Below are 12827 nucleotides of genomic sequence, written 5' to 3'. Positions count from 1 at the left end.
GGGGATTAAGTCGTTTAAGGCTCTAGCGTCATACAGGGCAAAGATGACTTAATTCCCTCCGTCCCCTTTTTGCTCCATCGGATCTCCACGCAACCTCCACACCGGGTCCATGCGTGATGCGGATACTGACGGGCCGACCACTACAAGGATGTCCGACATGCCCATAGCCGTGCGCGATGCCCGCCCTGAAGATGCCGCCGCCTGCATCGACCTGCGCGGGCGCACCCGCGAGAACGCCTTCAGCGCCGCGCAGTTGGCAGCGCTGGGCATCACCGGGGACAGCTGGGCCGAAGGCATCTCCGGTGGCGATTTCATCGGCCGCATCGCTTGGGACGGCGAGCGCATGGCCGGCTACTGCTTCGCCGACCGCGACAGCGGCGAGGTGCTGGTGCTGGCCCTGCTGCCTGAATATGAAGGCCGCGGTATCGGCCGCCAGCTGCTGCAGGAGGTCGTCAGCCTGACTCGCGACGCCGGCCACCCGCGGCTGTTCCTGGCCTGCTCGGCCGACCCACGCTCGCGCTCGCATGGGTTCTACCGCCGCCTGGGCTGGCGCCCGACCGGGGAGGTCGACGAGGCCGGCGACGAGATTCTTGAGCTGGTCTGATTGACGACGTCGCCAGGCATGGCCTGGCGCTACTGGGGCTGCGGTCGTCAGGCGTGGCCCGGCGTTACTGGGGCTGAGGTCACCAGGTCGAGCCCGCCCCCCCCCCCAGGTGACGGGGCCGCGAAACGTCGGATGCTGCGTTGCATCAAAAACGGACCGGATCCGGTTAGAATCGCGGTTGGATGGCGCAAGGCGTTGTTTCTTCACGCCCTTTCCCTGCCCCACGCGCATCCTGACCCCTTCCCCTCCGCCAACGATCCCGCCCCCATGAAGAAATTTGGCAAGGCCCTGCTCGCCCTGCTCGTGCTGCTGTTGCTGGCCGCCGCGCTGTTCCTGTACTGGCCGCTGACCCAGCGTTCGGTGCCCGCCGCCAGCAACGACAAGCCCGTCGATGTGGTGCTGGTCGGCGCCGGCATCATGAGCATCACCCTGGCCACCTACCTGCAGGAACTGCAGCCGGACTGGAACATCCAGGTCTACGAACGCCTCGACGGCGTCGCCGGTGAAAGCTCCGATGGCTGGAACAACGCCGGCACCGGCCACTCGGCGTTCGCCGAACTGAACTACACCCCGGAACTGCCCGACGGCAGCATCGAGACCAAGCGTGCGGTCGGCATCGCCGAATCGTTCGAGGTCTCGCGCCAGTTCTGGTCGCACCAGGTGAAGGAAGGCCGGCTGAGCCAGCCCAGCGACTTCATCAACCCGACGCCGCACATGAGCTTCGTCTGGGGCGATGACAACATCGCCTACCTGCACAAGCGCCAGCAGGCCCTGGTGAAGAACCCGCTGTTCTACGGCATGCAGTACTCGGAAGATCCGGCGCAGATCAAGCAGTGGGCCCCGCTGCTGATGGAAGGCCGTGACCCGAAGCAGAAGGTGGCCGCGACCTGGATGCCGCTCGGTACCGACGTCAACTTCGGCGTGATCACCCGCCAGCTGACCACCGGCCTGCAGCGCAGCCCGAACTTCAGCCTGCACCTGAACCACGAAGTGAGCGCGCTGCGGCAGAACGCCGACAAGAGCTGGAACGTGACGGTGAAGGACCTCAAGGCCGGCACCGAGTCCACCACCCACGCCCGCTTTGTGTTCATCGGTGCCGGTGGCGCCGCGCTGAAGCTGCTGCAGATGTCCGGCATTCCGGAATCGAAGGACTACGCCGGCTTCCCGGTCGGTGGCCAGTTCCTCGCCTTCCAGGGCCAGGACGTGACCTCGCGCCACGGCGTGAAGGCCTACGGCATGGCAGAGACCGGCTCACCGCCGATGTCGGTGCCGCACCTGGATGCGCGCAAGCTGGATGGCAAGCCGGTGGTGCTGTTCGGGCCGTTCGCGCTGTACAGCACCAAGTTCCTCAAGCACGGCTCGTGGTGGGACCTGTACTCGTCGGTCACCCACAACAACGTCGGCCCGATGCTGGAAGTGGGCAAGGACAACCTGGACCTGGTGCAGTACCTGATGGGCCAGGCGCGCCTGAACGATGCCGACCGCCAGGCCGAACTGGTCAAGTACTTCCCCAACGCCAAGCCGGGCGACTGGAAGCTGGTCACCGCCGGCCAGCGCGTGCAGATCATCAAGCGTGACCCGTTGAAGGGCCCGGTGCTGCAGTTCGGTACCGAGATCGTGACCGACAAGGACCACACCCTCGCGGCCCTGCTCGGCGCCTCGCCGGGTGCGTCGACCTCGCCGCCGATCATGCTGGACCTGATGGCCAAGGCCTTCCCGGACCAGATGAAGGCCGGTTGGGAAGCGCGCCTGCGCGAAATCGTCCCGTCATACGGGCGCAAGCTCAACGACAGCGCCGCGCTGACCAACGAGATCCGCACGCTGACCAGCCAGACCCTGCACCTTCCCTATCTGGAAGTGCCGGTGGATGCCAACGCGGCAGCGCCTGCACCGGCCGCAGCTCCGGCTCCGGCCCCGGCCAAGGAAAAGCGCAACGCCAACGAGGAACTGCAGGCACTGTAAGCCCGCAGTTTCCATTCGACGCAGACGGACGGCCACCTACGGGTGGCCGTTCGCGTTTGGGCAACTACGGGTCGGGTCCCTCCCGCACGGGAGGGCTCTGACCTGCGCTTGGGCGCCGATGATGGAGCCACAGCCCATTGCCTGCGGCAACGGGATCCGACCCCGGGCCAGCCACTGCCATGCGCCCAGAAGCCCCTCCACAATGACGCGAATTGTAATGTTGTTAAGAATTATTTACATTTGCGTCCTGCGCAGTGACCGCGCCCCTCCCAGATGGACCTGCTGTGCCCGAAGCCGCCGCCCCGGGTGCTGGACGACTGTTGCCGCCCTTCCCCGCTTCCGAGCTTCGAGCCCACCATGTCCCCGACCCTGACCAACCGCCTGCCCCGCCGCGCGCTGCTGCCGGCTGCCCTGCTTTCGTCCTTGTCCCTGCTGGCCGCACCCGGTGCGTTCGCTGCGGCCGATGGCGCCGCCGATGCCAAGACCCTGGACCGGGTCAGCGTCCGCGCCGAACAGTCCGCACCACCGTCGAGCACCACGCGCCTGCCGATCACGCTGCAGGAAACCCCGCAGTCCGCCACCGCGATCAGCCTGAAGCGCCTGCAGGACGAATCGCTGTTCAGCATCAACGACGTGATGCGCACCGTGACCGGCGTCAGCGTGTCCTTCTACGACACCCAGCGCCCGCTCTACTACGCACGCGGCTTCGCCATCACTGACTTCCAGGTCGACGGCATCCCGACCTACAGCGGTTCGACCAACCAGGAATACGACACCGCCTTCTACGACCGCATCGAAGTGATCCGCGGTGCCAACGGCCTGCTCAGCGGCGCCGGCGTGCCGTCGGCCACGGTCAACCTGCTGCGCAAGCGCCCCGGCAAGGAGTTCGATGCCTCGTTCACGGTCAGCGCGGGCAGCTGGGACTATCGCCGCATGGAGGCCGATGTGACCGCCCCGCTCACCGATGACGGCCGCTTCCGCAGCCGCGTGGTCGCCGCCTACACCGATCGTGGCCTGTACTACGACCGCTACGACGAGAACAAGATGGCCGGCATGGCGGTGCTGGAAGGCGATGTCACCGACAGCACCACGGTCACCGTCGGCTACCAGACCCAGGACAACAACCCGACCGGTTCCACCTGGGGCACCGTGGCGTTCTTCGACAACCAGGGCAACTTCGCGCATCTGGCGCGCTCGACCAACCTGTCGCCGAAGTGGAGCTACTGGAAGCGCGAGAGCAGCACCGCGTTCGCCAACCTGGAGCAGCGTTTCGGCGACAACTGGCTGTTGAAGATCAACACCGCCTACACCCGCGGCAACGTGCAGAACGTGCGCCTGTACGGCACCGGCAACCCGGACCCGGTGACCGGCGCGGGCATCTACCTGCGCGCGGCCGCCGGTGATTCCAAGGACACCCGCCGCAACGTCGACGCCTATCTGACCGGCACGTTCCCGCTGTTTGGCCGCGACCATGACCTGACCGTCGGTGCCCAGTGGTCGGACCTGGAAGGCACCACCAATACCGTGGCACTGAACTTCCCGGGCGACTGGGCCACCTGCGGGCGTGAACGCTGTTACTACATCCCCAACGTGTTCAACTGGAACGGCGATATTTCCGAGGTGACCTACACCCGCACCGGCGCGCGCCGCGTGGCCAAGACCACGCAGAGCGGCGTCTACCTGGCCACCCGCCTGCGCCTGGCCGAGCCGCTGTCGCTGATTGCCGGTGCACGCCTGAGCCGCTGGGAAACACTCAGCCGCTCGTACAACGCTGCCGGCGCCTATACCGGCACCAGCGGTGCGTACAAGGTGAGCGATGAGGTCACCCCGTACGTGGGCCTGGTCTACGAGATCACCCCGAACGTGTCGGCCTACGCCAGCTACACCGAGATCTTCAATCCGCAGAACTACAAGGACCGCAACGAGAACCTGCTGGCACCGGTGCAGGGCTCGAACCTGGAAGCGGGCATCAAGACGCAGTGGTTCGATGGCCGCCTGACCGCCAATGCGGCGGTGTTCGAGGCCAAGCAGGACAACTACGCGGTGCGCGACATGAGCGTGCCGGAAGGCACGCTGAGCGACGGCAGCTCGGCCTACATCGGCATCAACGGCACCAAGGCGCGCGGCTGGGAAGTGGACGTCAACGGCGAGATCCTGCCGGGCTGGACGATCAACGCCGGCTACACCCACGTCAAGGTCACCCGCGCCGCCACCGACCTGCTGTACGCCAATCCGCCCAAGGACCTGCTGCAGCTCAACACCCAGCTGCAGCTGCGCGGTGCGCTGGAACGCCTGAGCATCGGTGGCGGGGTGCAGTGGCAGAGCAAGGTGCAGGGTTACAACATCGCCTACCCGCTCGGCGGCACGGTGACGGTGAACCAGCCGGCGTACTCGCTGGTGCAGTTCAACGCCAACTACCGCATCAGCGACAACTGGACGGCAACGCTGAGCGTGCGCAATGCACTGGACAAGAGCTACTGGGCGAACCTGGACTACAACAACTACGGCGAACCGCGCTTCGTGTCGGCCAGCCTGCGCTGGAAATTCTGAGCCAAGCACGTGCCCGGGGTCGGATCCCTTTCCGCAGGAAAGGGCCCGCCTCCGCGCGGGCCCTTCTTTTGGGTGGGCGCCGACTGTTGGTCGGCATGCCATGCACCTGTCCACGCATGGCGTGGATCTACTGAATACGTGATACCGGGGAATTTGCTGCACTGCGGGTTGCACGTCCCGATGTAATTATGCCGTAATTATCTCAACGCCAATCGGAAGCCGGTCGATGAACCCGAGCTGGGATACGTTGGAACGCAGCCGCCAGGCCCGCCTGGAACGGGCGGCGCCCTGGGCCCAGGGCCGCGAAGTGGCCGCCACCGATGTGGGCGAACTGCTGCACGCGCTGCTGGAGCCCGGCGACAAGGTCTGCCTGGAGGGCAACAACCAGAAGCAGGCCGACTTCCTGGCGCAGGCCCTGGCCGATCTGGACCCGGCACGGGTGCACGACCTGCACATGGTGCAGTCGGTGCTGTCCCTGCCCTCGCATCTGGATGTGTTCGAGCGCGGCATCGCGTCCAAGCTGGACTTCTCCTTCTCGGGCCCGCAGTCGGTGCGGCTGGCCAACCTGGTGGCCGAAGGCCGCATCCAGATCGGTGCCATCCACACCTACCTGGAACTGTTCGGCCGCTACTTCATCGACCTGACCCCGCGCGTGGCCCTGGTCGCCGCGCAGGCGGCCGACCGCCACGGCAACCTCTACACCGGCCCGAACACCGAAGACACCCCGGTGATCGTCGAAGCCACCGCCTTCGGTGGCGGCATCGTCATCGCCCAGGTCAACGAAATCGTCGACACCCTCCCCCGCGTCGATATCCCCGCTGACTGGGTCAACTTCGTAGTACAGGCGCCGCGCCCGAACCACATCGAACCGCTGTTCACCCGCGACCCGGCGCAGATTTCCGAGATCCAGGTGCTGATGGCGATGATGGCCATCAAGGGCATCTACGCCGAGTACGGCGTGAACCGCCTGAACCACGGCATCGGCTTTGACACCGCGGCCATCGAACTGCTGCTGCCTACCTATGCCGAATCGCTGGGGCTGAAGGGAAAGATCTGCCAGCACTGGGCGCTGAATCCGCACCCGGCGCTGATCCCGGCGATCGAATCGGGCTTCGTCAGATCGGTGCACTCGTTCGGTTCGGAACTGGGCATGGAGAAGTACATCGCTGCTCGTGGCGATGTGTTCTTCACCGGCGCCGACGGCTCGATGCGCTCCAACCGCGCGTTCTCGCAGACCGCTGGCCTGTACGCCTGCGACATGTTCATCGGCTCCACCCTGCAGATCGACCTGCAGGGCAACAGCTCCACCGCCACCCGCGACCGCATCGCCGGCTTCGGTGGCGCGCCCAACATGGGCTCGGATGCACGTGGCCGCCGCCACGCCAGCGATGCCTGGATCAAGGCTGGCCAGCAGGCTGCGCGGCCGGGCGAGATGCCACGCGGCCGCAAGCTGGTGGTGCAGATGGTGGAGACCTTCCGCGAGCACATGGCGCCGGCCTTCGTCGAACGCCTCGATGCCTGGGAACTGGCCGAACGCGCGGACATGCCGCTGCCGCCGGTGATGATCTACGGCGACGACGTCAGCCACGTGCTGACCGAGGAAGGCATCGCCAACCTGCTGCTGTGCCGCACGCCGGAAGAACGCGAACAGGCGATCCGCGGTGTGTCCGGTTATACCGCCGTCGGCCTTGGCCGCGACCGCGCGATGGTGGAAAACCTGCGCGACCGCGGTGTGATCCGTCGACCTGAAGACCTTGGCATTTCAGTACGCGATGCCAGCCGCGACCTGCTGGCCGCACGCTCGGTGAAGGACCTGGTGCGCTGGTCTGGCGGCCTCTACGACCCGCCCAAGCGCTTCCGCAACTGGTAAGGGACAGAGCATGGAAACCCTCGACTATCGATTCGACGGCCGCACCGCCGTGCAGTTCCCGCGCGATGCGGTGCTGGTGGGCGTGCTGGCCTCGGGCAACCTGGAAATCCTGCTGGAACCGGCCGACCTGGACGGCGCAATGACCGTGCGTGTCATCACCGCCGCACAGGGCTTTGGCAGCATCTGGCAGGCGGTGATCGCCGATTTCGCCCAGCGCCATCCGCTGCGCGATGTGCGCGTATCCATCAACGATGCCGGTGCGACCCCGGCGGTGGTCAGCCTGCGCCTCGACCAGGCGGTGGAAACCCTGCTGGCCGGAGGCACGCCATGAGCCACATACAGCGCCACAGCTACTACGAAGCCGATGCGCGCGAACGCATTGCCGGGCTGGTCGACGCCGGTTCGTTCCGCGAGTTCCTTGGCCCGGCGCGGCGGATGATGAGCCCGCACCTGGCCCAGCTGGACCAGCCGGCCGCCTTCGACGATGGCATCGTGGTGGGCGAAGCCCTGCTGCGCGGCAGGCGCGTACTGCTGGCCGCGCAGCAGGGTGAATTCATGGGCGGCGGCGTGGGTGAGGTGCACGGCGCCAAGCTGACCGGACTGCTGCGCCGCGCAGCCGAGACACGACCCGATGGCGTACTGCTGCTGCTGGACACCGGCGGCGTGCGCCTGCACGAAGCCAATGCAGGCCTGATCGCGATATCAGAAATCATGCGTGCCACGCTGGGCACGCGTGCAGCCGGCGTGCCGGTCATCGCGCTGATCGGCAGCGGCAACGGTGCGTTCGGCGGCATGGGCATCGTCGCCCGCTGCTGCACCACCGTCATCATGTCCGAGGAAGGCCGGCTGTCGCTGTCCGGCCCGGAAGTGATCGAGACCGTGCGTGGGGTGGAAGAGTTCGATTCGCGCGACCGTGCCCTGGTCTGGCGCGTGACCGGCGGCAAGCACCGCTACCTGATCGATCAGGCGCAGGTGCTGGTACCCGACGCCATCGAAGCGTTCGCGCATGCGGCATTCAATGCGCTGCAGCCCGATACCAATAGTGCCGATCCAGATGCTGCACTGGCCACGCTGCAGGAACGCCATGTGGCATTGAAGGCGCGCGTGCAGGCCTGGAGCGATTGCCGCGATGGCCTGGAGATCTGGGCGCGGCTGGGCATTCCCCACCCCGAGCGCCTGCCACTGCTCGACACCGATGAATTCCTCATCGCTACCGCCAACCGGAGCCTGCCATGAGCATGCCGTTGCAGACACTGCTCGATGCCCTGTTTCCGCATGGGCATGCCATTGCGGTGAACGATTCGGTGCTGACCGGCAGCGCTGCCACCGAGGTTGGCGAGGTGACCGTGATCGGTACCGCCGACAAACTCGAAGTCGGCGTGGACCACGCACTGGCACTGGCCGAAACGGTGCTGGCCAGCACCGCCGCGCATCCGCAGCAACCGATCGTGATGCTGGTCGACACCGCCGGCCAGCGTCTGGCACGCCGCGACGAACTGCTCGGCATCAACGGCTGTTTCGCGCACCTGGCGCAGACGCTGGATCTCGCGCGTCGACGTGGCGCGCGACTGGTCACGCTGGTCTACGGTGAATCCGTCAGCGGCGGCTTCCTCTCGTTCGGGCTGATGGCCGACCACATCCATGCTCTACCCGACGCCCAGGTGCGGGTGATGGACCTGCGTGCGATGGCCAGGGTGACCAAGCAGCCGCTGGAGAAACTGCAGGCGCTGAGCCAGACATCCCCGGTGTTCGCACCGGGCGTGGAGAACTACGTAGCGATGGGTGCGGTGGACTCGATCTGGAACGGCAACCTGGCTGCCCACCTGCTGCAAGCGCTGCGCACGCCCGCCGATGGCGACCGTCGCGCGATGCGCGGCGCCGAACGTGGCGGGCGCATGCTGGCCGCACGCGTGGCTGTTGCCGCGAGCCAGGGCGATGCCTGAGCGGCTGCCCCGCCATGCGCTGGTGTGGCTGTCAGCGCACGCCGGCTGGCAGGCGGACATCGCCGCGCATGAGTCACGCTTGGCCGACTGGTTTGCGCAGGGATTGCCGGCCATCGTCGCGCGACGTGCCGCCGACGATGCAGACCCCCGCCTGCGTCTCGGTGTGCCGCTGCCGCCCGCCGAGGGCAAACTGCGCCTGGCCCTGCGCGTGCCAGCACACGATGTACTGCGCACCACGCCACCGCCGGCACTTCAGACGGTGCTGGAAGGCGACGTTCCGCAGGACTGGCAGCGGCCCCTTGAAGCGCTGCAGAACATCGCTGAGGCGCGCGTATTCGGTGCCTTCGCGTGGCAGCACCTCACTGGCCTGCCTTATGTGCACGCACGCTCGGACATCGATCTGCTGTGGCAGGTGGAGACCCGTACGCAGGCCAATGCACTTGCCGCACACCTGAACGCCTGGGAGCACGAGCATGCCCGTCGCGCCGATGGCGAACTGTGCCTGCCTGATGGCGGCGCGGTGAACTGGCGTGAGTTTGCCGGTGACAGCCGTCAGGTACTGGTGAAGCGCCTGGAAGGTGCTGCACTGGACGCCCGAGAGCGCCTGTTCGAGGCAGCTGGAGTGGCGGCGTGAGCGCGGCCTTCCAGTCCCGCCAGCCGGATGCAGGCGCGATCGACAGCGCGCGACTGGGCCGCCTGGCCATCGCCAGTCTGCATGCCGAACTGGCGCTGGCTCCCAAACCCGGCCTGGTCACTCCATTTGATGCCGGAAGCCATCACGACATGGATGCCGGCACCTTCCTGCGCAGCCTGTTCTCGCTGCGCCACTACTTCACTGCGATCGCCCATGCCGGGGCTGACGATGCACCCTTCGCACTGCTGCGCATGCAGGGCATCGCCGCCGAAACCGCGATGCTGCACGCCACCGGCGGCATCAACACTCATCGTGGTGCAATCTTCAGCCTCGGCCTGCTGGTCGCTTCCGCCGCACGCTGCCGGCGCCAGCAGGGCCATAGCGTGTCCGCCGCAGAGGTCTGTCTGGGCGTGCCGCACTGGGCCGATGATTTCGCCGGTGCACCGCTGGATGCGCAGAGCCCGGGCCAGCGGGCACGCGTGCGCCATGGCGTGCCGGGCGTACGCGAGCAGGCGGCGGCCGGCTACCCTGTGCTGCGCGAGCTGGCGATACCCACGCTGCGTCATGCACTGGAGGAAGGCCTGACGCACGATGCGGCGCTGTGCCAGACCCTGATGCAGCTGGTCGCGCAGATCGATGACCTCAACCTGCTGCACCGCGGCGGCGCCGACGGCCTGCACTGGGCCCAGCAGCAGGCACGTGGCTTTCTGGAAAGCGGCGGCGCCTTCACAGTCGGTTGGCAGGCACGCCTTCACGGCATCGGTGAGCGCTTCGTCGCACGCCGCCTGAGCCCCGGTGGCAGTGCTGATCTGCTCGCCTGCAGCTGGTTCCTGCTGCAGCAGGAGGGTGCATGAGCCTTGCCCTGCTCTGCCCCGGCCAAGGCGCGCAGCACGCGGCGATGTTCGACCGCGTGCGCGATCTGCCGGCCGCGTACGAGGTACTGGAGACTGCCAGCGCAGTGCTTGGACGCGACGTGTTCGCGGCGGCCGCTGACGAATCGCGCTTCGACAATGCCCTGGCGCAACCCTTGCTGTGTGCAGCCAGCCTCGCGCACTGGCAGGGACTTCGCGAAACGGTGCCGGCACCGGTGCTGGTGGCCGGCTACAGCATCGGTGAACTGGCCGCGCATGCGATCGCAGGCAGCGTTGATGCCGCCAGCTGCCTGGCCCTCGCCGCACGGCGCGCGCAACTGATGGACAGCGCCAGCCCCACCGATGCAGGCCTGCAGGCGGTGCTCGGGCTGGACCGCCGCAGCCTGCAGTCGCTGTGCGATGCACAGGGCGCGTACGTGGCCATCGCCAACGGCCAGGATCATTTCATCGTGGGCGGCACGCACGCCTCGCTGCAGGGCCTGGCCGCTGCAGCGCGTGCACAGGGTGCAGACATCCGGCTGCTGCCGGTACACGTTCCGGCGCACACACCGCTGCTGGCAGCGGCGGTCGCACCGTTCGCTGCGGCCCTCGATGCCTCTGCGCTGCAGGCCCCGCGCCTGCCGCTGCTGGCCGGTATCGATGCACGGCCGGTACGTGATCGCGCGGCAGCGGTGCGCACCCTGTCGGCACAGCTGGCCCAGACCATCGAATGGGCGCAGGTGATGCGCCAGGCCTTCGAGCGAGGCGCGCGGGTATTCCTCCAGCTGGGCCCGGGCAATGCACTGGCGCGCATGGTCGCGCCGTCATACCCGTGCTGCGAGGTGCGCGCGGTGGAGGAGTTCCAGAGCCTTGAAGGCGCGGCGGCATGGGTCCGCAGCGCGCTGGAGCGGCTGCAGTAACGGGTTCGAGCAGTACGTATCACGCAACACGCAGTACGTCGCCTTACCCCGGGATGGCGGGTCTCCATCCGCGCTGTACGTGAGTCACGTGTCTGGGAGGGCGCATGAGTCCACAAATCGCAACGATCATCGGTCTGGTGATCATGTTCATTGTTGCCACGGCGATGCCGATCAACATGGGCGCCGTCGCCTTCGCGCTGGCCTTCATCATCGGCGGGCTGTGGGTCGACATGGGTGGCAAGGAGGTCCTGGCCGGCTTTCCCGGCGATCTGTTCCTGACCCTGGTCGGCATCACCTACCTGTTCGCCATCGCGCAGAAGAACGGCACCATCGACCTGCTGGTGCACTGGGCTGTGAAAGCGGTGCGCGGGCACATCGTGGCCATCCCCTGGGTGATGTTCGTGATCACCGCGGTGCTGACCGCCTTCGGCGCGCTCGGCCCGGCAGCGGTAGCCATCATCGGCCCGGTCGCGCTGCGCTTTGCCAAGCAGTACAACATCAATCCGCTGATGATGGGCCTGCTGGTCATCCATGGTGCGCAGGCCGGCGGCTTCTCGCCGATCAGCGTGTACGGCAGCATCACCAACGGCGTGGTGCAGAAGGCCGGGCTGGAAGTGACCGAGATGGCGGTGTTCCTGACCAGCCTCGGCTTCAACTTCATGATGGCGACGATCTGCTTCTTCGCCTTCGGTGGCATCGCCCTTCTGCGCCGCGGCTCGATTACCGCAGCTGGCACTGTGGGCAATGCGGAGCTGGCAATGGCCGGTGGCCCGCAGGCGTCGTCGCGCCAGTTCGCGATCGAAGGCCATGGTGCGCTGGTCGCGGCAGGCGGTGGCACGCTCTCCAACGATCCGGTTGCGCTGGACGCCGTGGGCCTGACCCGCGAGCGCCTGTTCACCCTGATCGGCCTGCTCGGTCTGGGCGTGGCCGCGCTGATCTACAACCTCAATGTCGGTCTGGTCTCGATCACCGTCGCGGTGGCTCTGGCGCTGCTGTCGCCACAAAGCCAGAAGGGCGCGGTCGATGGCATCAGCTGGTCCACCGTGCTGCTGATCTGTGGCGTGGTGACCTACATCGGCGTACTGGAACATGCCGGCGCGGTGGACTTCATCGGCCACGGCGTCTCCAGCATCGGCATCCCGCTGCTCGGTGCGCTGCTGGTCTGCTACGTCGGCGGCATCGTCTCCGCATTCGCCTCGTCGGCGGCGGTACTGGGTGCCACGATCCCGCTGGCGGTACCGTTCCTGATGCAGGGTCACCTCAGCGCCGCCGGCGTGATCTGCGCGCTGGCGGTGTCGTCCACCATCGTCGATGTCAGCCCGTTCTCGACCAATGGTGCACTGGTGGTGGCCTCGGCCGCGAAGGAAGAACGCGAGACCCTGTTCCGCCGCTTCCTGGTGTACAGCGGTCTGGTGGTGGCCCTGGGGCCGTTGCTGGCCTGGCTGGTGTTCGTGGTGCCGGGCTGGATGTAAGCACCCAACGGTAGTGCCGGC

General features: G+C 67.0%; 11 protein-coding genes. All 11 read left to right on the top strand.

Features of this window, described 5'->3' with window-relative positions; genetic code table 11:
- Positions 1-157: 157 nt before the first annotated feature.
- The 11 genes from EZ304_RS15175 (at position 158) to EZ304_RS15125 (ending at position 12806) form a co-directional block, all read left to right on the top strand.
- Positions 158-604 carry a GNAT family N-acetyltransferase gene (locus EZ304_RS15175; protein ID WP_142807488.1) on the top strand — a complete coding sequence of 149 codons (447 nt, stop codon included), beginning with the start codon at positions 158-160 and terminating at the stop codon, positions 602-604.
- Between the two features lie 267 nt (positions 605-871).
- A complete protein-coding gene (gene mqo, locus EZ304_RS15170; protein WP_099553010.1) occupies positions 872-2566 on the top strand; it encodes a malate dehydrogenase (quinone) in 1695 nt (564 codons plus the stop codon).
- 357 nt (positions 2567-2923) lie between these two features.
- The gene (locus tag EZ304_RS15165) at positions 2924-5116 is read left to right on the top strand and encodes a TonB-dependent siderophore receptor (protein WP_142807487.1); all 2193 of its coding nucleotides are present in this window, start codon (positions 2924-2926) and stop codon (positions 5114-5116) included.
- A 226-nt stretch (positions 5117-5342) separates the two neighbouring features.
- On the top strand, positions 5343-6986 hold the full coding sequence (mdcA, locus tag EZ304_RS15160) for a malonate decarboxylase subunit alpha (protein ID WP_142807486.1): 1644 nt from the start codon (positions 5343-5345) through the stop codon (positions 6984-6986).
- A 10-nt stretch (positions 6987-6996) separates the two neighbouring features.
- Positions 6997-7317, top strand: coding sequence for a malonate decarboxylase acyl carrier protein (gene mdcC / locus EZ304_RS15155; RefSeq protein ID WP_099553012.1), 321 nt, complete (start codon positions 6997-6999; stop codon positions 7315-7317).
- Entirely contained in the window at positions 7314-8222 is a 909-nt protein-coding gene (locus EZ304_RS15150) for a biotin-independent malonate decarboxylase subunit beta (RefSeq protein WP_142807485.1), read from the top strand. The genes mdcC and EZ304_RS15150 overlap by 4 nt, the downstream gene beginning before the upstream one ends.
- Positions 8223-8224: 2 nt before the next feature.
- Positions 8225-8929 (top strand): biotin-independent malonate decarboxylase subunit gamma, encoded by a 705-nt coding sequence (gene mdcE, locus EZ304_RS15145; protein WP_142808109.1) that lies wholly within the window; start codon positions 8225-8227, stop codon positions 8927-8929.
- On the top strand, positions 8922-9563 hold the full coding sequence (mdcG, locus tag EZ304_RS15140) for a malonate decarboxylase holo-[acyl-carrier-protein] synthase (RefSeq protein ID WP_142807484.1): 642 nt from the start codon (positions 8922-8924) through the stop codon (positions 9561-9563). Before mdcE ends, mdcG begins: the two co-directional genes overlap by 8 nt.
- A 38-nt stretch (positions 9564-9601) precedes the next feature.
- Positions 9602-10417, top strand: a complete 816-nt coding sequence (mdcB, locus tag EZ304_RS15135; protein ID WP_142808108.1) for a triphosphoribosyl-dephospho-CoA synthase MdcB — start codon at positions 9602-9604, stop codon at positions 10415-10417.
- The gene (mdcH, locus tag EZ304_RS15130; RefSeq protein WP_142807483.1) at positions 10414-11334 is read left to right on the top strand and encodes a malonate decarboxylase subunit epsilon; all 921 of its coding nucleotides are present in this window, start codon (positions 10414-10416) and stop codon (positions 11332-11334) included. The genes mdcB and mdcH overlap by 4 nt, the downstream gene beginning before the upstream one ends.
- 104 nt (positions 11335-11438) lie before the next feature.
- Positions 11439-12806 (top strand): SLC13 family permease, encoded by a 1368-nt coding sequence (locus tag EZ304_RS15125; RefSeq protein WP_142807482.1) that lies wholly within the window; start codon positions 11439-11441, stop codon positions 12804-12806.
- Positions 12807-12827 lie beyond the last annotated feature (21 nt).

Source organism: Stenotrophomonas maltophilia (assembly GCF_006974125.1).
Lineage (GTDB): Bacteria > Pseudomonadota > Gammaproteobacteria > Xanthomonadales > Xanthomonadaceae > Stenotrophomonas > Stenotrophomonas maltophilia_O.
This window is presented reverse-complemented; position numbering and strand designations above follow the sequence as displayed.